Origin of the sequence: Pseudomonas folii, assembly GCF_014357575.1 — a bacterium.
Lineage (GTDB): Bacteria > Pseudomonadota > Gammaproteobacteria > Pseudomonadales > Pseudomonadaceae > Aquipseudomonas > Aquipseudomonas folii.
Genome location: NZ_JACONW010000008.1, coordinates 56,903 through 74,932 on the forward strand (window position 1 = coordinate 56,903; position 18,030 = coordinate 74,932).

The 18,030-nt window shown below is 56.8% G+C and carries 18 protein-coding genes, 1 tRNA gene and 1 pseudogene; 7 read left to right on the forward strand and 13 right to left on the reverse strand.

The features are described from left to right. The first annotated feature begins 21 nt into the window (after positions 1-21). The 3 genes and pseudogenes from H8S59_RS03470 to H8S59_RS03480 form a co-directional block, all read left to right on the forward strand. On the forward strand, positions 22-420 hold the full coding sequence (locus tag H8S59_RS03470) for a hypothetical protein (protein ID WP_187520528.1): 399 nt from the start codon (positions 22-24) through the stop codon (positions 418-420). 141 nt (positions 421-561) lie between these two features. Continuing rightward, entirely contained in the window at positions 562-1,170 is a 609-nt protein-coding gene (locus H8S59_RS03475) for a DUF1963 domain-containing protein (protein WP_187520529.1), read from the forward strand. 90 nt (positions 1,171-1,260) lie between these two features. Further along, a pseudogene (locus H8S59_RS03480) lies at positions 1,261-1,694 on the forward strand (transposase); the annotation flags it as partial. A 6-nt stretch (positions 1,695-1,700) separates the two neighbouring features. On the opposite strand, the gene H8S59_RS03485 reads toward H8S59_RS03480, so the two are convergent. Continuing rightward, positions 1,701-2,045 (reverse strand): antibiotic biosynthesis monooxygenase family protein, encoded by a 345-nt coding sequence (locus H8S59_RS03485; RefSeq protein WP_187520530.1) that lies wholly within the window; start codon positions 2,043-2,045, stop codon positions 1,701-1,703. Further along, positions 2,042-3,202, reverse strand: coding sequence for a cytochrome P450 (locus tag H8S59_RS03490; RefSeq protein WP_187520531.1), 1,161 nt, complete (start codon positions 3,200-3,202; stop codon positions 2,042-2,044). Before H8S59_RS03490 ends, H8S59_RS03485 begins: the two co-directional genes overlap by 4 nt. 74 nt (positions 3,203-3,276) lie before the next feature. Between H8S59_RS03490 and H8S59_RS03495 the strand changes: the two genes are divergently transcribed. Then, the gene (locus tag H8S59_RS03495) at positions 3,277-4,047 is read left to right on the forward strand and encodes an ArsR/SmtB family transcription factor (RefSeq protein ID WP_187520532.1); all 771 of its coding nucleotides are present in this window, start codon (positions 3,277-3,279) and stop codon (positions 4,045-4,047) included. A 207-nt stretch (positions 4,048-4,254) separates the two neighbouring features. On the opposite strand, the gene H8S59_RS03500 is transcribed toward H8S59_RS03495, so the two are convergent. The 3 genes from H8S59_RS03500 to H8S59_RS03510 form a co-directional block, all read right to left on the reverse strand. Further along, positions 4,255-4,340, reverse strand: a tRNA-Leu gene (locus H8S59_RS03500). A 161-nt stretch (positions 4,341-4,501) separates the two neighbouring features. Then, positions 4,502-7,057, reverse strand: coding sequence for an excinuclease ABC subunit UvrA (locus H8S59_RS03505; RefSeq protein WP_187520533.1), 2,556 nt, complete (start codon positions 7,055-7,057; stop codon positions 4,502-4,504). A gap of 64 nt (positions 7,058-7,121) precedes the next feature. Next, complete coding sequence (locus H8S59_RS03510; protein WP_141230123.1) at positions 7,122-7,316, reverse strand: hypothetical protein; 195 nt, start codon at positions 7,314-7,316, stop codon at positions 7,122-7,124. 521 nt (positions 7,317-7,837) lie between these two features. On the opposite strand from H8S59_RS03510, the gene H8S59_RS03515 reads away from it, so the two are divergent. Next, positions 7,838-8,212: a helix-turn-helix domain-containing protein gene (locus H8S59_RS03515; RefSeq protein ID WP_187520534.1), complete on the forward strand. Its 375-nt coding sequence runs from the start codon at positions 7,838-7,840 to the stop codon at positions 8,210-8,212. Between the two features lie 53 nt (positions 8,213-8,265). Here H8S59_RS03515 and H8S59_RS03520 read toward each other — a convergent pair whose 3' ends face one another. The 5 genes from H8S59_RS03520 to H8S59_RS03540 form a co-directional block, all read right to left on the reverse strand. Continuing rightward, positions 8,266-9,318, reverse strand: coding sequence for a DNA topoisomerase IB (locus H8S59_RS03520; RefSeq protein ID WP_187520535.1), 1,053 nt, complete (start codon positions 9,316-9,318; stop codon positions 8,266-8,268). 68 nt (positions 9,319-9,386) lie between these two features. Next, entirely contained in the window at positions 9,387-10,475 is a 1,089-nt protein-coding gene (gene modC / locus H8S59_RS03525) for a molybdenum ABC transporter ATP-binding protein (protein WP_187520536.1), read from the reverse strand. A gap of 3 nt (positions 10,476-10,478) precedes the next feature. Beyond that, positions 10,479-11,159, reverse strand: a complete 681-nt coding sequence (modB, locus tag H8S59_RS03530) for a molybdate ABC transporter permease subunit (RefSeq protein WP_187520537.1) — start codon at positions 11,157-11,159, stop codon at positions 10,479-10,481. A gap of 1 nt (position 11,160) precedes the next feature. After that, the gene (gene modA, locus H8S59_RS03535; protein WP_187520546.1) at positions 11,161-11,865 is read right to left on the reverse strand and encodes a molybdate ABC transporter substrate-binding protein; all 705 of its coding nucleotides are present in this window, start codon (positions 11,863-11,865) and stop codon (positions 11,161-11,163) included. Between the two features lie 162 nt (positions 11,866-12,027). Continuing rightward, positions 12,028-13,104: an NAD(P)H-dependent flavin oxidoreductase gene (locus H8S59_RS03540; protein ID WP_187520538.1), complete on the reverse strand. Its 1,077-nt coding sequence runs from the start codon at positions 13,102-13,104 to the stop codon at positions 12,028-12,030. A 138-nt stretch (positions 13,105-13,242) separates the two neighbouring features. On the opposite strand from H8S59_RS03540, the gene acuR reads away from it, so the two are divergent. After that, positions 13,243-13,875, forward strand: coding sequence for an acrylate utilization transcriptional regulator AcuR (acuR, locus tag H8S59_RS03545; protein WP_095093779.1), 633 nt, complete (start codon positions 13,243-13,245; stop codon positions 13,873-13,875). A 46-nt stretch (positions 13,876-13,921) separates the two neighbouring features. After that, positions 13,922-14,905 (forward strand): acrylyl-CoA reductase (NADPH), encoded by a 984-nt coding sequence (gene acuI / locus H8S59_RS03550; protein ID WP_187520539.1) that lies wholly within the window; start codon positions 13,922-13,924, stop codon positions 14,903-14,905. 171 nt (positions 14,906-15,076) lie between these two features. On the opposite strand, the gene ada is transcribed toward acuI, so the two are convergent. From ada to copC, 3 genes are all read right to left on the reverse strand, one after another. After that, on the reverse strand, positions 15,077-16,159 hold the full coding sequence (ada, locus tag H8S59_RS03555; RefSeq protein WP_187520540.1) for a bifunctional DNA-binding transcriptional regulator/O6-methylguanine-DNA methyltransferase Ada: 1,083 nt from the start codon (positions 16,157-16,159) through the stop codon (positions 15,077-15,079). A gap of 87 nt (positions 16,160-16,246) precedes the next feature. Beyond that, positions 16,247-17,119: a copper homeostasis membrane protein CopD gene (gene copD, locus H8S59_RS03560; protein WP_187520541.1), complete on the reverse strand. Its 873-nt coding sequence runs from the start codon at positions 17,117-17,119 to the stop codon at positions 16,247-16,249. A gap of 3 nt (positions 17,120-17,122) precedes the next feature. Beyond that, on the reverse strand, positions 17,123-17,512 hold the full coding sequence (gene copC, locus H8S59_RS03565) for a copper homeostasis periplasmic binding protein CopC (RefSeq protein WP_095093775.1): 390 nt from the start codon (positions 17,510-17,512) through the stop codon (positions 17,123-17,125). Positions 17,513-18,030: the final 518 nt, after the last annotated feature.

Consider the following 18,030-nt stretch of genomic DNA (forward strand, 5'->3'; position numbering starts at 1 on the left):
CTAAAGAAGTAGATCGAAATAATGAAAATAGAAAATCTGGAAGTGTTTTCAGCAGAGGTTAAAAAAGCTGATTTTTTTCAATTTCTGCAAGCCATCGATGATTGGGATTCACTATTGGATCAGCGAGATGAGGAGGGCTTTGACGCTTCATGGGTAGCGCAGAACGAGCACCTCGCAGCGTTGAGTTACAGCGCTTCAGCTGATGAAGCTGACATCACCAAGCTGAGGGAGTATGCCTTTAAAACGGCTCTGCGCCTTACTAGCAACGCTGAGGCTGCTGGATACGTTTCAGACGATATTGGTTTGTTGGCGGAAGCATTTTCAAAAAAAATCATGACAGCGTGGCTGGGTGAATTATTGAGTTCGTATATTTCTGGAAGCTTTCCTCACCGGCCTTTCAAGTTGAGTGATTGTAACTAGTGTGCTGTTCGCGAAATGACTTTTAGCGGCTGCGCTCTGGATTTTATTCCAGCCCTGGAGAGCTTATAAACAGGGCTCTGGGTATCACGCTTAGCCCTGAATGAACGGTCGAGCTCAAGCAGCGGATGTGGGTGAACATACATGGTGATGGTTAAAGAAATCGTATTTTCTGACGATTTAAAAAGCGCTGGCATTGTTATAGGTGGTGACTCAGTAAGATTAAATACTTGGCCGATGAACCCTGATGGAGAAGCTCTGGTATTAATTGCCACCATAGACTGCGCCGCCTTGAGGAGGGTTCACGATTACAACTCAATACCCCAAGAGGGCATGCTGTATGTTTTTTCAACCTACAGCAGCTCTGATTATTTCCTCGACAATGTCACTTACAGTGGTGACGCTTCAGAGTTGGAGTCGATATCCAGTGGTTACACGCTAGTAGTTGTGGAGAGCTCAGGCTCGGAAATTATTAGCCCGGGTGATAGGGTTCCGAAAACGAACACCGCATTTTGCGACAAAGAAGTACGAGATGACGAGTTTCCAGTATTCTCGATGCTTACAAACACCCCACCTAATGGAATAGCGTTACCCTCGGAGGTGTTGGAAGAATACGAGTTTGTGATGCAGCTATACTCATCAGACTTTCCAGATCCATATAAAGATATATTTTATTTGACCGATGCTGTTGGATGCCTTCTCTTGAAAAGAGACGGCTCAGGCAACGGATTGTTTTTCGTGCACACGGCGTAAGTAGCGCACCGCAAACGTGCCCTCTGATCCTGAATCGGCAGGACGCCGGGGTAGGTGCTGAAAACGAGCGTTCCAGCTCAAAAACAACAAGGGACTCACTGCCAATGCGGCTGCGCACTCAAGCGTATAGGTGAATACGCCAGCGAGAAGCTGGACTACACGCCGGGCGTATTTATCGTTGAATGCCACATCCGTGGCAAATGGGTCAGCGATGATTGCGAAACACTGATTCAGGCGCCGGTTCCGGCGCAGATCATCGACAAGGGTATCCCGGCAGCTGGGCTTCTGGCGCACATCATGATCGCCAGGTTTGCCGACCATCTTCCGCTTTACCGCCAGGATCGATTTTGATTCGAGCCGGCCTGGCGATTCCACGTTCAACATTGGCCCAGTGGGTAGGCGTGACGGGGGGCAGTTGCGGCCTCTGGTTGATGCATTGAACGACGTGGTACTCAAATAGCACGTCATCCACGCCGATGAAACTCGTGCAGATGCTCGCTCCAGGTTTGAAGAAACACAAAGCAGTTCTTTCATTCATGAGCTTGTTTGCTATCGCCCGGCGCTTGATCACGATCCTCAAGACTATAATCTCGAACTACTTGAGCGATGCGCAGGTGATAGTCATCGAAAACCTGCCTGCGGCCTGCTAATTGAGCCGAACGATGTAGCTCAAGGCCGCGCCACCGCTTAATAGCTTCCTCGTCACGCCAAAATGACAGTGAGAGAACCTTTCCTGGTTCACTTAGGCTTTGGAAACGCTCAACTGAGATGAAACCATCCAGCTCTGCTAGCAATGGTCTCAGTTGAGCGGCAAGGTCAAGATACCGCGGGTATTGCTCCTCATGAGGCCATGCTTCAAAGATAACTGCGATCATTGCTGAGTTTCCCGATCACGATAAAAATGAGGGATGCGACCATTAAGGGAGGGCAAATAACTCCACCGATAAGGACGGGCAGACGAGGCTGGTTGTCGATGCAGCCATGCCAAAACCGCCTCAGAGGCGATAGTCAACGCAAGTTGCTGGCCAGGACATTTATGTCGTCCTGAGCCAAAGCTGAAAGTTCGTCGTTGCGTTCGTTTGACCAAGAGTCTATCGGGGTCTGAGTTCGCGTAGGGATCTCTATTGGCTGAAGCAAGTAACACTAGAACGGTATCACCCGCCTCCAGGACGATGTCTCCGATAGTGCATCTCTTCGCAACGAATCGCCGGGTGTTTTGCACGGGCGAGCCGTAGCGCGCTACCTCTTCCACCAAGTCTGCAACGAGCATCTGCGTAGGTTGCATGTCTTTAATCAGATCAGGGTTAAGATGGAGCGCTACAAGGGTGTTGCCGATCAGGCCCGCGGTGGCTTCGCAGGTCTGTGACAACAGGCCGATCAGGTTAGCGATCAATGCATCATGATCTCTCCAGTCGGTGGCTTCGCATCCGCTCCAGATATGGCTCAAGAAGCGGTTACTTTCATCGTCGTTACTCAGCAGCGCGCTGAATAATTGACTAAGTCGAGTGGCCCCGGAATTAGCTTCACCGAGTTGAATTTCGCTGCTTAACGGCGACAGGCAGGCGACAAAATCCCGTGTCAGCCTCGCTACTTCCTGTAGCCGGCTGGATGGTAGGCCTATCAAGGCGGCAACAACGGAAACCGGTAACGTGAACATCAACTCATCTACGTTTTCGATCGGGTTATCGAGGGTCTCGACCACACGTGACACGATGTCTGCGATGCTATCTGTCTCGACAGAGGCCAAGGCAGGTTCAATAGCCATCCTGGGGCACAGGTGCTGCGGGCCGTCGTTCATGCGCATCAAACGACCGAAAATCGTTCCTGCCACGCCTTGCGCAATCGCGTGAGGAATCGGCTCGTTTAGCGGACGCACCCGACAGTCGGGATGCCCCAGAATGGCTTGGACAGCTTTGGCACTACTTGCAATCCATAAGCGAAGATCTGCATCGAATAGCAGGCCGTTTTGTCGCCTGAGGCCTGAGTAATAAATGTAGGGATCAGCATGGGTAGCTGCTTCAAAAGGCGTCATTCCAGAAGTCCTGTTCACAAAGAACGGCTACTATCGGACATCCTTCATGGTGACGATTCGCTCAGGAACGAAATATGGACGCTCGAAGCAATGACACCGCGACTTCCAGGGTAGCCGGGGCTATTGCCGAACCAGCGAGGACTAAAATGCTTTGTTCGCTGATGGACGGCCACGCCCGTACCAGTACCGAAATGGCCGTCATCGCCGACGTCAGTGCATCCACGGCGAGCGCGCATTTGGCAAGACTAAAAGAGGACTGTTTGGTAAAGCTGCACACGCAGGGCAGGCATCGTTACTACAGTCTGGCTGACGCGCAAGTGGCCCAGGCTATTGAGGCCCTCATGGTGATCAGCCAAAACGCAGATGCACAATATGTGTCCACGACCCCAACCCGATTGCAGTTCGCGCGTACCTGTTATGACCATATGGCAGGAACACTGGCTGTACAACTGCACGATCATTTCATGGCGTCAGGCTGGTTAGTCGTGCCGGTTTCCGGGGAGAGTATGTATCAGCTTACGATGAGCGGCGAAAAAGCCATGACCCATCTCGGTATCGAGATAGGAAAAGTAAGGGCACAACGGCGGCGTTTCGCGTGCGCCTGCCTGGACTGGAGCATGCGGCGCCCTCATCTTGCCGGAGCACTTGGCGCGGCTTTTCTACAGACGGTCATAAGCCGCGAGTGGGTTATCCAAGACCTTGATAGTCGGGCACTCGCATTGACATCCAAGGGCCGAAAGGAGCTGTCTGGCCGATTCGGGATCATGCTGGAAAACAATGAGAGGGAGAGATCAGTCGTGGGGAATGCGACACGACCCGCCGAGCATGCTTTGCCAGCGCGATAATTACTTATCCCTTCAACCAGGCATCTATCAAGAAGCGTGCATTGCTTCGCGTACCCATCGAAAATCAACCTGTATTAGCGGGACGCATACGGCGGAAAAGAAAAGGCAGATTTTGTAGGTCTGCAGGGCGCCGGAGAAGGCGGGGAATTGCGGACCGAAAACAACAAGGGCCTACGCCAGAAACCTGGGTAAGCCCTTGATTTTAAATGGTGCCCCGAGCCGGGGTCGAACCGGCACGTCCAAAGGACGAGGGATTTTAAGTCCCTTGCGTCTACCAATTTCGCCATCGGGGCGGTAGCGCTGAAGAGCAGGGAATATATACACCCAACCCCCTTGAAGCAAGCCCGCAAGATATTGAAATAAGACAAGATCTTGCATTTTGGGCCAGAAAGAACGTGAGGGCCTCGTCTGTCGGGACCGAGACCCTTGCTGAGCAGGCAACCTGCGGACCGTATCAGGCGTTTAGAACCTGCCTCAAAAACGGCGCGGTTTTGCTCGCTGCAACTTTCACCACCTGCTCCGGAGTTCCGGCAGCCACGATCTCGCCGCCCTGATCGCCTGCGCCGGGGCCTATGTCGATCACCCAGTCGCTTTGGGCCACGACGCGCATTTCATGCTCGACAACCACAACGCTGTTGCCAGCATCCACCAGAAGGTTGAGTTGTTTCAACAAGCGGTCGACGTCGGTCGGGTGCAGGCCGGTGGTAGGTTCATCCAAGACGTACAACGTTGCGCCGCGCTGAGTGCGTTGCAGCTCGGTGGCGAGTTTGATGCGCTGTGCTTCACCGCCCGACAGCTCTGTCGCGGGTTGCCCGAGGCGCAGATAACCCAGGCCGATATCGCGGAGCACGGTCAGCGGCCTTAGCACCGCAGGTTCGTCTTTGAACAACGCTACCGCGTCATCCACGGTGAGTCGAAGCACTTCGGCGATATTCAATCCTTCCCAGGTGATGGTCAGGGTTTCAGGGTTGTAGCGCGCACCTTGGCAGGTAGAGCAGGGTGCGTAGACGCTGGGCATGAAGAGCAGCTCAACACTGACAAAGCCTTCGCCTTCGCAAACCGGGCATCGTCCTTTGGCAACGTTGAAGGAGAACTGACCCGCGTCGTAGCCTTTCTTGCGTGATTCTGGGGTGGCGGCGAACAGCTTGCGCACCTGATCGAAGAGGCCCGTGTACGTGGCGAGGTTTGAACGTGGGGTTCGGCCAATGGGTTTCTGGTCGACCTTGATGAGCCTGCGAATCGCGTCCAGTCCGCTGACAACCTTGCCGCTGGCGGATTGCGGAGCGTCGTCTTCCAGGCTCGGCGCATCGGTCTCGGTATTTTCAGTGACATGGCCCAGATGCGAGCCCACCAGCTCAAGCAGCGCATGGCTGACGAGGCTGGATTTGCCCGAGCCGGATATACCCGTGACTGAGGTAAAGCAGCCTAGGGGAAATGCAGCATCGAGGCTGTTCAGGTTATTGCGCGTGACACCTTCCAGCTTCAGCCAGTCGGTTGCGTTGCGTCGCTTCGGTTTACCGGCTTTGTGTTCGGCAAACAGGTGTAACCGGGTCTGGGACTCTTCGACTTCCGCAAGTCCGGCCGGCGGACCGCTGTAAAGAACGCGCCCGCCGTGTTCGCCAGCCGCTGGGCCGACATCGATCAGCCAGTCAGCGCGGCGCATGGTTTCCAGATCATGCTCGACCACAAACAGTGAGTTGCCCGCGGCTTTCAAGCGTTGCAGGGCGCTGAACAGTGCCTCGCCGTCAGCGGGATGCAGCCCGGCAGAGGGTTCGTCCAGCACGTAAATAACGCCGAACAGCTGCGAGCCGAGTTGTGTCGCCAGACGCAGTCGTTGCAGTTCTCCGGACGACAGGGTTGGCGTACTGCGTTCCAGTGCCAGATAACCTAGGCCCAGATCGGCCAGGGTACTGACTCTCGCCAAAAGATCCTGAGCGATCCTTTGCGCAGCAATACGTTTCTCGATAGACAGCTCGGCTTCAAGTGGCGCGTCGGAGGCGGCGACGGGACGCAACACCTCAGCCAGTTGCAGCAGAGACATCTGGCCCAGTTCACCGATATCGAAACCGGCAAACTTCACTGACAGTGCGGCCTGCGTCAGGCGCTTGCCTTCACACAGTGCGCACGGGCTGCCGATCATGAATTGTGCAACGCGCTTCTTCATCAGGGCGCTTTGCGAGTGTGTGAAGGTGTGCAGCACGTAGCGACGTGCCCCGGTGAAAGTGCCTTGATAGCTGGGTTCAAGTTTCTGTTTCAGGGCCTTGCGGGTCTCTGCAGGTGTCAGGCCGCCGTAAACCGGCACGGTGGGTTGTTCGTCGGTGAACAGAATCCAGTCCCGCTGCTTCTTCGGCAAGTCGCGCCATGGAATGTCCACGTCGTAGCCAAGGGTGACGAGAATATCCCGCAGGTTCTGGCCTTGCCATGCAGTAGGCCACGAGGCGATGGCACGCTGGCGAATGGTCAACGAATCATCCGGGACCATCGACTGTTCAGTCACCTCATAAACCCGACCCAAGCCATGGCACTGCGGACAGGCCCCCTGAGGCGTATTGGGCGAGAAGTCCTCGGCGTACAGCATAGGCTGCCCGGCGGGGTAGCTGCCCGCGCGGGAGTACAGCATGCGGATCAGGCTCGACAGGGTCGTCACACTCCCCACCGAGGAACGTGTGCTCGGCGTGCCGCGCTGCTGTTGCAAGGCTACTGCCGGGGGCAGCCCTTCGATAGAGTCCACATCAGGCACGCCAACCTGATCGATCAGTCTTCTGGCGTAGGGCGCAACTGATTCAAAGTAGCGGCGCTGGGCTTCGGCATACAGCGTCGAGAACGCCAGCGAAGATTTGCCCGAACCGGAAACGCCGGTGAACACCACCAGCGCGTCACGGGGCACATCCACGTCGACGTTTTTCAGATTGTGCTCGCGTGCGCCGCGTACTCGCACGAAACCGTTGTGCTGCTGAGGTGCTGCGGCGGAGAGGGTCTTTTCGTCGGGAGGGGTGTGCTGTGAAGTCATCGTCCAGCCTTGTCATTGAATAAAGGCGACGGCACGGCCCACGCCTGCTGCTTGAGTTGATTAATCAGTGTTTTTTCGGCGCGTTGGCATTTGCGCCAGGGACCTTTGGCGCATGCCCCTGATCGTCCTGCTGACCGCCAGTCTGCGCCTGTTCTTCGCGGGTTTCTTCAGTGCGATCCTGATGGTCTGCAATATCCGCCGGGTGCTGCTCGGGATCGTTGAGATTGTTGCCTGGGAGGTCGCGTTTGTCTTGAGGCATTAGGGTCGTCCAGAGTTTGAGGCTAAAAGTCACAGGATTACGATCAGGTAGCGCCACTGATCGTTCAATCCAATGCGTCCAGCGACGATTCATACGCTTCGTCGGCTGATGGTCATTCAGTTCAAACCCGCTGGCCAGCGAAGGGTCATCCACATGTGAGCGAGTGTCCCGCGTCGTGATGAGGAAACGGCTGTACATGCAGTGCTATTTAGGCGCTATATCACTAAATGTCACCATGGTGTCCGCCGCACCGCGCTGTCTCACGTCCAACCGGGAACCTGTAGGAGCGCACGAGCACCGCGAGGCCGCGATAGCGGTTTATCAGACAGACTGCCATCGCGTGAGCACCCACTGAATGCTTTTCAATATTCTGGGGCTTGCATGTAGTTGATAGGAGTAATCGGCAACTTACGTAGGAATGGTCCTACAGTCTCTTGGCCTGTTGTGCGGGGTTTGAGATCGGCTGTTTAATCCGTTTTTTCCTGACCCCCTAACAAGCTTGATATGGAGCAAGCAGATCCATGATCGATATCGGTAGCAGACTAAAGCAGGAGCGTAAGCGTCTGGGGCTTTCCCAAAAAGAAATGGGTGAGCTGGGTGGGGTGGCCGCCAATGCGCAAGGCAAGTATGAAAGCGGAGAACGTGCGCCCAGGGCCGATTATCTAGCGGCTCTGGCGAAGGCGGGAGTGGACGTTTTGTTCGTGCTCACCAGCCGTCGTTCGGCACGTGTCCAGATTGACAGCGCATTCAGTAAAGTAGACGCCGTGCCCATCAATTCGGAGTTGCTGCTGATCGAAGTCCAACAAGCTGTTCGTCACTTCGTGTCGACGATAGAGGGCATTTCCGGCAGCAGTGAAGGGGTCGGCGAGCACCTGAATGTTGAGGGTAAAAAGTAGCACGCTATTGAACCTGTGCGTTCAATAGCGTGGTTGTAGCAGTTGCTGAAGAATCACGCGCTGCCTGAGGGTTCCGCGAGCACTTTCTGCGCGAGGCTCTGGAGATAAGTTGCCAGCGCTACCTCTTCGTGACGTAGGCCTTTCCGTTGTCGGGACTTGGGTATGAGCGCAAGCTCCCCCAACAGGAAGCCTTCCAGCACAGCGGGATGGATGTAGCACTTGCGGCAGACCGCCGGGGTATTGCCCAGTTGCTTGGCGACCTGTTTCACCATATCGACAATGTGTTTTTTCGCGTCCGCCTCTGGCTCCCAGTGCAGTTTGCTGAGGGTGGCGAGTGCCAGCGCGCTGCCGGCCCAGGTGCGGTAGTCCTTCGCTGTGAAATCCGAGCCAGTGAGCTGTTGCAGGTAAGCATTGATATCTGAAGAACTCACGCTATGCCGCTCGCCGTTGTCGTCCAGATACTGGAACAAGTTCTGGCCGGGCAATTCCATGCAACGCTTGATGACCTTGGCCAGGCGTCGGTCAGTCACGTTGATCTGGTGCTCGACGCCGCTTTTGCCGCGAAACTCAAACAGGATGTCGTTGCCGTGAACTTCGACATGCTTGTTGCGCAGCGTGGTCAACCCATAAGAACGGTTATCCCGTGCGTATTGGCTGTTACCGATACGGATCAGTGTTGCATCAAGCAACGAAACAACCGTGGCCATGACCTTGTCCCGGCCAATCCCGGGTTCGGCGAGCTGCGCTTCGATCTTCTTGCGCACCTTGGGCAAGGCCAGACCGAATTCGATCATGCGTGAGTATTTATTCTGATCGCGAACTTCCCGCCAACGCGCGTGATAGCGGTATTGCTTGCGCCCACGGGCGTCGCGGCCAGTGGCTTGCAAGTGTCCGCGTGGATCCGGACAAATCCAGACATCGGTGTAAGCAGGCGGAATCACCAGCGCGTTGATTCGTTTGATTTCCGCTTCGTCACGAATCCGTTGACCGTCTTTGTCGAAGTAAACGAACTTGCCCCGCAGGATCTTTCGGCTGAAACCCGCCTGGGTATCCTCTACGTAATGCAGGTCCGGCGGCAGTTGGTCGATAACGGTCGAGTCAGGCATGGGTTCAATCCACAGGGCAGGTAATTGGATTGACCGCGCTGTTTCTCAAGGGTGCCCAGTATTTACACTCAGGCCAGCACCGCTACCGATTTGATCTGCGCCCAGAGCTGTTGCCCCGGCACCAGTTGCAACTGGTCTCGGGAATAGCGGGTGATACGGGCTAACAAGGGCGTACCGGCTGCGTCGAGACGGACCAGCACATGAGCGGCATTGTCTGCGGGCATCTCGCTGACAACTGTGACGGGCAGGCGATTGAGGATGCTGCTCTGGTTGTCGGGTTGCAGGCTGAGACTGATGTCCCGGGCTTGAACCTTGAAGCGCAGCGCTTTGCCTGATGGCAGCAGTGTATGGGCAAGGCGCATTTGCAGATCGCTGTGGGGAAGGGCGACGCTGAGCAATTGATACTCGGCATCGTGGGCAATCACCGTGCCTTCAATCACCACGCCCGCGTCGTCGCCCATGGCCATGGGCAGGTCCAGCCGCGCCAGGGTTTCACCGATCGGGCCGCTGGCCAGCGCCTTGCCGTCGCTCATCAGCACCAGATGATCAGCCAGTCGTGCCACTTCGTCCTGAGAGTGGCTGACATACAGCATGGGGATGTCCAGCTCATCGTGCAGGCGTTCCAGATAGGGCAGGATTTCGCTTTTGCGCTTGGTATCCAGCGCTGCCAGCGGTTCATCGAGCAGCAGCAAACGCGGGCTGGTCAGCAGCGCCCGGGCAATACCAACCCGTTGCCGCTCACCGCCGGAGAGTTTGTCCGGGCGTCTTTCAAGCAGGTGCTCGATTCCCAACAACTGCGTCGCGTGTTGCAAATCCACATGACGCTGATCAGCGGGGATGCGCCTCAGCCCAAATTCCAGATTGCCGCGCACCGACAAATGCGGGAACAGGCTGGCTTCCTGAAAGACATAGCCTAAAGCGCGTTTGTGTGGCGGGACGAACAGACCTTTGGCCGTGTCCTGCCAGACTTCGTCATTGATCTGGATAAAACCGTGCTCGGGCTTTTCCAGGCCAGCGATGCAGCGCAGGCAGGTGGTCTTGCCGGAACCCGAGTGGCCGTAAAGCGCCGTCACCCCGCGACCCGGTAAAACCAGGTCGACGTCCACACTGAATTCCGGGTACTTCACCTGCAGGCGGACCTGAATCTCTGCACCCATGAATCAACTCCAGGCCGTTTTGGTTTTGCCGCTGGAATAGAGCGCCAGAAGAACCAGGAATGAGAACACCACCATTGAGCCAGCAAGCCAGTGGGCTTGCAGATATTCCATGGACTCGACGTGATCGAAAATCTGTACCGACACTACTCGGGTTTTCTCGGGGATATTGCCGCCGATCATCAACACCACGCCAAATTCACCCACAGTGTGAGCGAAGCCAAGAATGGCCCCGGTAATGAAACCGGGTTTTGCGAGGGGCAACACCACACTGAAGAAAGTATCCCAGGGATTGGCACGCAAGGTTGCCGCCACCTCAAGTGGGCGCGTGCCGATGGCAGCAAAAGCGTTGTGCAGCGGCTGTACCACGAAGGGCATGGAATACAGCACCGAACCGATGACCAGACCGGGAAAGCTGAACGTCAGCGTTCCCAAGCCCAAGCTTTGAGTCAACTGACCGACAGTACCGTTGGGACCGAGCAGCAGCAGCAGATAAAACCCGATCACCGTGGGCGGCAGCACCAGAGGCAGGGCGACAATGGCGGCGACAGGGCCTTTGAGCCATGAGCGAGTGTGCGCCAGCCACAGGGCGATAGGCGTGCCGATTACCAGAAGAATCAGGGTGGTCAGCGACGCCAGCTTAAGGGTCAACCAGATGGCAGCAAAGTCGGTACTGTCGAGCGGCATCTTACAGTTGGTATCCGAAGGACTTGATCACAGCGGCAGCTTTAGGACCTTTGAGGTATTCGACCAGCGCCTTGGCAGCGGCGTTGTCTTTGCCTTTGTTGAGGATCACGGCATCTTGTTTGATCGGGTCGTGCAGCTCAGCCGGTACGATCCACGCCGAGCCGTCAGTCACTTCACCGTCTTTGTAAATCTGCGACAGGGCAACGAAACCCAGCTCGGCATTGCCGGTGGACACGAATTGATAGGCCTGAGTGATGCTTTGGCCTTCAACGATTTTTGGCCTGGTGACATCGGTCAGGCCGAGTTTGGCGAGTACCTGGGTAGCGGCGAGGCCGTAAGGTGCGGCTTTCGGGTTGGCGATGGACAGATGCTGATATTGATTTTTCTTGAGGACGTCGCCTTTGGCGTCCACGTAGCCTTCTTTCGCGGACCACAAGGCAAGGGTGCCAACGGCGTAGGTGAAGCGTGAGCCTTTGACGATATCGCCTTCATTTTCCAGCTTGGCCGGGGTGCTGTCGTCGGCGGAGAGGAACACTTCGAACGGCGCGCCGTTCTTGATCTGGGTGTAGATCTGTCCGGTGGAACCGAATGACGCCACCAGCTTATGTCCGGTGTCAGCCTCGAAATCTTTGGCGATGGCCTGAATCGGCGCGGTGAAGTTGGCGGCAACCGCTACCTGGACTTCGTCAGCGAATGCAGAGCCCATCGCCAGTGCAGCAATGACCCCCGTCAGGGATTTGAAGGCGAGGCTTTTGTGAAACGTGGGCATTGAACAGCTCCATGGCGTAGGCGGTATCTGAACGAACTCATATGGTTGCTCGCTATATAACAGAATATATAGCGACGCCAGATCCCATGGAAGCTAAGTTTATGAACGGGTCAATTTTTCCAGTGCTTGACGGGCGATCAGGCGAGTCAGAGCCTCTGCACCCTGTTCATGCTTTATCCCGACGGCCTGTCCAGCCCAGAGGTTCATGAAATCGCCATTGCCTTGGGGTTCAGCAATCGCTCGCAAAGGCAGCAGGGCACCTCCGGCCAAGGGGAATGCCGGTGCCAAAGGGCTCATCGGGCCCAGTTCGGACATGATCCGATTGACGATGCCTCGGGCCGGGCGGCCGGTGAAAATATTGGTCAGTGCGGTCTGGCTTTCGTCAGCGCTACGCAGCGCCTGATAGTGAGGCTTGCTGACTTTGGCTTCCGCGCAAAACAGGTAGGCAGTACCGACCTGTACCGCTGAGGCGCCCAACATGAAGGCCGCCGCAATCCCACGCCCGTCAGCAATACCCCCGGCGGCAATCACCGGTACGTTGACCGCATCGACGATCTGCGGCACCAGCGCCATGGTTCCGACCTGCGTCTCCAATTGGGTGCTGAGGAACATCCCGCGGTGCCCGCCAGCCTCGTAGCCCATGGCAATGATCGCGTCACAGCCATGGCTTTCCAGCCAGACGGCTTCGGCTACGGTGGTGGCGCATGCAATAACCTTGGCTCCGGTGGCCTTGACCCGCAAGAGCAGGGCGGTTTCGGGCAGACCGAAGTGAAAACTGACCACTTCGGGTTTCAGTGCTTCGACCAGTTCACAACTGACCAGATCAAACGGAGCGCGGCTGGACACAGGCGTAGGGGCCTCAAAGTCAGCGCCTAGCTCCTGATAATAAGGCTGCAGCGCTTCCTTCCAGCGCACGTGGCTTTGTGGGTCATCCTTGGGTGACTGATGGCAGAAGAAATTCAGGTTCAGCGGAGCATTGCTGTGCTGGCGAATCAGAGCCACTTCTTCGCGGATCTGCTGCGGGCCAAGCATCGTGCAGGCGAGGGAAGCCAGACCACCCGCGTTGCCCACCGCAATGGCTAGCGCCGAACCACCAGCCCCCGCCATAGGCCCAAGAAGGATCGGCAGTTGAATACCAAACAAGTCAAGGACACGGGTATCAGGCCAGGCGCTCATAGAAGGCTCCATGCGATGTTGGTTGAAGTGTTTTTTGAAGGGCTGTTCGAGGCGCTATTGAGCGTCGGCGCGGAGCTTTTGGCAACCTTCGAGGTGAGCGCATTGACTTAAAAGACGATCGGTCTAATATTGCGCCTCATGAACACACCTGAATTGAAACGCCGCCCAGGCCGTCCACCCAAGGTCGACCGGGAGAACTTCGAAACCCGTGAAGCGCTGATTCGCTGCGGCACCGAAGTGCTCACCGAGCAAGGCTTCACTGCCACCGGCATCGACTACATCCTCAAGCGGGTCGGTGTGCCCAAGGGCTCGTTCTATCACTACTTTCCCAGCAAGGAAGCCTTCGGCCACGCGGTGCTGGATAACTACGCCAGTTACTTCTCGCAAAGGCTCGACCGCTGGCTGCTCGATGAAACCCTGAGCCCGCTTGAACGCCTGGTCGGCTTCGTGCAAAACGCCAAGGCCGGCATGGCCCGCCATGAATATCGCCGCGGCTGCCTGGTGGGCAACATGGGCCAGGAAGTCAGTCTGCTGCCGGAAGGCTTTCGAGGAATCCTTGAAGGCATATTTCTCGACTGGCAATCGCGCTTGAGCGCCTGTTTCCGGGCGGCTCAAGTCCATGGCGAACTGTCTCGCGATGCTGATTGCGACGAACTGGCGGCGTTCTTCTGGATTGGCTGGGAAGGCGCGGTGCTGCGCGCGCGCCTGGTTGCCAGTGATGCGCCGCTCAATACCTTCATTACGGGGTTTCTGCGCGGACTACCGCAATGAACCTTTTTGGCTATTAAAAGACGATCGGTCTAAATTGGAGGCACCCATGTTTAAAGGCATCCTGATCGAAAAGGACGACAACGGCTACCGTTCAACACTGACTGAGCTGAGCGAAGATTCGCTACCCGAAGGCGACGTGGCAGTGGACGTCGCCTACAGCACGCTCAATTACAAGGACGGCCTGGCAATTACCGGTGACGGCCCGATTGTGCGCAGTTTTCCGATGGTGCCGGGTGTCGATCTGGCAGGCACCGTTACTGCTAGCAGCGATCCGGATTTCGCCGTGGGTGACAAGGTGGTGCTCAACGGCTGGGGTGTCGGTGAAGGCCATTGGGGCGGACTGGCACAGAAAGCTCGCTTGCAGGGCAAGTGGCTGATCAAGCTGCCCGGTGCATTCAGTGCGGCACAGGCCATGGCGATCGGTACTGCCGGTTACACGGCGATGCTCGCGGTGATGGCGTTGGAAAGTAACGGGGTAACCCCTGACAAAGGCGATGTGCTGGTCACCGGCGCCAATGGTGGCGTGGGCAGTTTTGCCATAGCGATCCTGTCCCGACTGGGGTATCGGGTCGTGGCGTCCACCGGGCGTTTGAATGAAACCGCCTACCTTGAACAACTGGGTGCGGCTGAGGTGATTGATCGCAAGACCCTGTCCGAGCCGGGCCGTCCGTTGAGCAAAGAGCGCTGGGCGGGTGCCATTGATTCGATCGGCAGCCACACCCTCGCCAATATCTGCGCCGCCACGCGCTATCGCGGTACCGTCGCAGCGTGCGGGCTAGCCCAGGGCATGGAGTTTCCGGCGTCTGTGGCGCCATTTATTCTGCGCGGCATCACCCTCGCGGGCATCGACAGCGTCACCCGCCCACGCGCCGACCGAGTCGCCGCGTGGGCGAGGCTGGCGACCGATCTGGATCTAGCGTTGCTGCCACTGATCAGCCGTGAAATCGGCTTGAAAGAAGTGATCGATATTGCGCCTAAGTTACTGGCGGGTGAGGTCAGGGGCAGGGTGGTGGTGGATGTGAATCGATAGGGGTTGGGCTGGATTCCTTGCGGGACGGGGCGGCGTGAATGTCGTGGGACCGGCTTTAGTCGGGAAGAGGCCGGTACAGACCACGCATATATATTGTCAGAAACATCGCCTTCCCGGCTGAAGCCGGTCCCACGTCGCTAATCAGCGTGGAGATCAGTGTTTCCAGAAAGACTAAGGCAGCTTCGCCAATTCAATCTCCCGATCCAGCAACTGCTGCTTGCGTTCAACGCCCCATCGATACCCCGACAGACCACCATCGCTGCGTACCACCCGGTGGCAGGGAATGGCCACGGCCAGCCGGTTGGCGCCGCAGGCCATGGCCACTGCGCGGAAAGATTTCGGTGCGCCAATGCGCTGGGCGATTTGCGCGTAACTGGCGGTGCTGCCAGGCGGAATGTCTTTGAGCGCCAGCCACACCCGCTGTTGAAAGGCCGTGCCCCGCATATCCAGCGGCAGGTCCAGGCCCAGATTCGGCGACTCGATAAAGCCCACCACGCGGGCAATCATCTGCTCGAAATCATCGTCAGCACCGACCAGGGTTGCGTGACGGAACTGATCCTGAAAATCCCTCACCAGCACTTCTGGATCATCGCCGAGCAGAATGGCGCAAACGCCGCGCTGACTCTGAGCCACCAGAATCGAACCTAACGAGCATTCGCCAATAGCGAAGCGGATCTCTGTGTCGTGACCGCCCTGACGGTACTGCGCCGGTTTCATGCCAAGCAACGCATCGGATGCGGCGTAAAAGCGGCTGCTGGAGTTGAAGCCAGCATCGTACAGCGCGTCGGTGATCGAGCCGCCCGAAGCCAGTTGCTGGCGTATCTTTTTTGCCCGATGTGCATCGGCGTAAGCCTTGGGTGTCAGGCCGGTCACGGTTTTGAACACTCGGTGGAAGTGGTACGGACTGAGCCCCGCATTTTGCGCCAGCGCCTTCAGGCTGGGGGCAGACTCAGCCTGCTCGATGCAACGACAGGCGCTGGCGACTAAGGCGGCATGCTGTTGAGCGACATGGCTTTGGTCAGTGGCGATGCGTTTGCTGGGCCGATAACCGGCCGCTTCCGCCTGCTCCGCGCTATCAAAAAACACCACGTTGCCTGGGTTGGGCAGCCGCGACAGGCTGCTCGGGCGGCAATACACGCCTGTCGTCCGCACCCCGTAGACAAACTGGCCGTCAGCCGCCGCATCCCGGGCCAGCACTGAGAGCCAGCGCGGGTCATTTTCAGCGGACGACGAGGGCGATCTATTGCGAGTCATGAGCCGATACCTTGCATCGATACAATGAGTTCCAGCTTATGCAGTGGCCGAAGAGGCTGCACTCCGAGTCTTGCGGTCAAACTCGACCTATTCGGCAAGCATCGGCGGCAATGTTCCCAGCAGCGACACCGCCGCCAGTGCAGCCATGCCAAACAGGCATTCGACCATGATGCTGACTCGCACGATGTCGAGCCGTAACTCGCTGCGACTGAGCATCAACCTGTTGAACAGGGCCAGCGCCAGCATGCACAACACCATGCTCACTTTGACGGCGAGCACCAGGCCGAAGCCGGAAAAAGCTGGCGCAGGCCACGGCGCGCCACTCATGACCCGGACGTTGATCAGCCCGGTCACGATAATCATCGCCACCATGAAATACCCGAACCCGCCAAAACGCAGCAGGACGCCCCGCATATCAATATCTGTGTGGCGGCCAGGCAACAATACCAACACCAGCAGCAGGCAAAGACCACCCAGCCAGGCACCGACAGCCAGCAGGTGAATGAACTGGTTAAGGATCAACAACCCGCCATAGATACCGTCGAACATTGCCACATGCCCAACCGGTGCCAACGTTGCCAGAAGCAGGGTCGCAAGTAGCAAGCGTAGCGGGGGAGATGGAGTGCCCGGCTTGAGCAGCAGCGCCAGCAATACCAGATTCAGACCCAGATGCCAGGCCCAGAACTTGCCGAAAGATGTGTGGCTCAGCACCAGCAGCAGGGTTTGCGGGTCAAGGCTTTCAACCCAACTGCCTGCCATGCTCGCGGCGGTCAGCATCAGCCAGGCAATGGCACTGATCAGCGCTGATCCGGCAAGCCAGCGCATGCCCCGGATGGGCAGCAGATGCTTGCCGTGCGCAAGTCGATAACGCAGCAGCAGATCGTGGGACAGGTACATCCCAAACAGCGTCAACAGCACCCAAAAGTGCACAAAACGACACAGGATGAGTGCAGTCTGCATGGATCAGGGGCTTACAGTGAAGCTGTAGCTGCCTTCGCTTTTGTGGGTATCAACCGAGACGGCGTGCCACTCAACCTTGTAGTCACCCGCCGCCAAAGGTGCTGCTGGCGTCACAATCAGGGTTTTCTTGTCCGCCGGATCGGTGGCGATAGCCGGAACCGGTTCAACCATGTTTTTCCCGCTTTTCGCGGTTGAGGTGATGGTGACCTTGGTGAATTTCTCCTCGACACCTTCCGAGAATTGCAGGCGCAGTTCTTTAGGGCTGGTGACGGTGCTTTTAGCAGCGGGCAGTTGGCTCTCAAGATGCGCGTGAGCGGAAGCGGTTGCAGCCATGCTGAGTGATGCGAGAACGGTAAAGGTCGTGAAGATGTGCTTGTAACGTTGGGCAGACATTAAAAAATTACCTTTTTGCGGACGCTGGATGTGCGCTTTGGATCGGCAGTCGAGGGGCTAATAGACCAGAAACTGCCGTGCGACTCCAGTGCTGAGCACCACATCAGGGCAAAACCCAAAAAAAAGCCACCGCACAAAAAGTGGGGTGGCTTAAAGTTTTAACCAAAGGAATGATGAAGCGGGAGCATCAATCTGGCGCTTTCTGATGCGGAGTCAGAAAGCGATTGAAACATGTTCTTCATCGCCGCCAACACTAACACCGGCCGGAAGATTTGGACTATTACGAAAGTTGATAGTGACTATTATCGGTTTTGCATGGTGGCTCTTCGGTGAGGTTTATTGCAGTTCAGACTCCGGATGAGAAACTCGCGAGCAAAAGTTTCCTATATGTCAATAATACAGTTGTTAATTATATTTCGTGGTGTTTCTCAGGGGGAACATCTGACTCGACATGAAAACGCATGTGTTCAACTATTAATATTCTGTTTGATAGGAATTCGCCCCCGAAGCAAACGAAG

Coding starts and splice junctions, on each gene's coding strand:
- H8S59_RS03490 (WP_187520531.1), bottom strand. CDS start 3,202: ATGACGCCTTTTGAAGCAGCTACCCATGCTGATCCCTACATTTATTAC.
- H8S59_RS03495 (WP_187520532.1), top strand. CDS start 3,277: ATGGACGCTCGAAGCAATGACACCGCGACTTCCAGGGTAGCCGGGGCT.
- modC (WP_187520536.1), bottom strand. CDS start 10,475: ATGGGTGCAGAGATTCAGGTCCGCCTGCAGGTGAAGTACCCGGAATTC.
- H8S59_RS03485 (WP_187520530.1), bottom strand. CDS start 2,045: ATGATCGCAGTTATCTTTGAAGCATGGCCTCATGAGGAGCAATACCCG.
- H8S59_RS03515 (WP_187520534.1), top strand. CDS start 7,838: ATGATCGATATCGGTAGCAGACTAAAGCAGGAGCGTAAGCGTCTGGGG.
- acuI (WP_187520539.1), top strand. CDS start 13,922: ATGTTTAAAGGCATCCTGATCGAAAAGGACGACAACGGCTACCGTTCA.
- ada (WP_187520540.1), bottom strand. CDS start 16,159: ATGACTCGCAATAGATCGCCCTCGTCGTCCGCTGAAAATGACCCGCGC.
- H8S59_RS03505 (WP_187520533.1), bottom strand. CDS start 7,057: ATGACTTCACAGCACACCCCTCCCGACGAAAAGACCCTCTCCGCCGCA.
- copC (WP_095093775.1), bottom strand. CDS start 17,512: ATGTCTGCCCAACGTTACAAGCACATCTTCACGACCTTTACCGTTCTC.
- copD (WP_187520541.1), bottom strand. CDS start 17,119: ATGCAGACTGCACTCATCCTGTGTCGTTTTGTGCACTTTTGGGTGCTG.
- acuR (WP_095093779.1), top strand. CDS start 13,243: ATGAACACACCTGAATTGAAACGCCGCCCAGGCCGTCCACCCAAGGTC.
- modB (WP_187520537.1), bottom strand. CDS start 11,159: ATGCCGCTCGACAGTACCGACTTTGCTGCCATCTGGTTGACCCTTAAG.
- H8S59_RS03475 (WP_187520529.1), top strand. CDS start 562: ATGGTGATGGTTAAAGAAATCGTATTTTCTGACGATTTAAAAAGCGCT.
- H8S59_RS03520 (WP_187520535.1), bottom strand. CDS start 9,318: ATGCCTGACTCGACCGTTATCGACCAACTGCCGCCGGACCTGCATTAC.
- H8S59_RS03540 (WP_187520538.1), bottom strand. CDS start 13,104: ATGAGCGCCTGGCCTGATACCCGTGTCCTTGACTTGTTTGGTATTCAA.
- H8S59_RS03510 (WP_141230123.1), bottom strand. CDS start 7,316: ATGCCTCAAGACAAACGCGACCTCCCAGGCAACAATCTCAACGATCCC.
- modA (WP_187520546.1), bottom strand. CDS start 11,865: ATGGGCTCTGCATTCGCTGACGAAGTCCAGGTAGCGGTTGCCGCCAAC.
- H8S59_RS03470 (WP_187520528.1), top strand. CDS start 22: ATGAAAATAGAAAATCTGGAAGTGTTTTCAGCAGAGGTTAAAAAAGCT.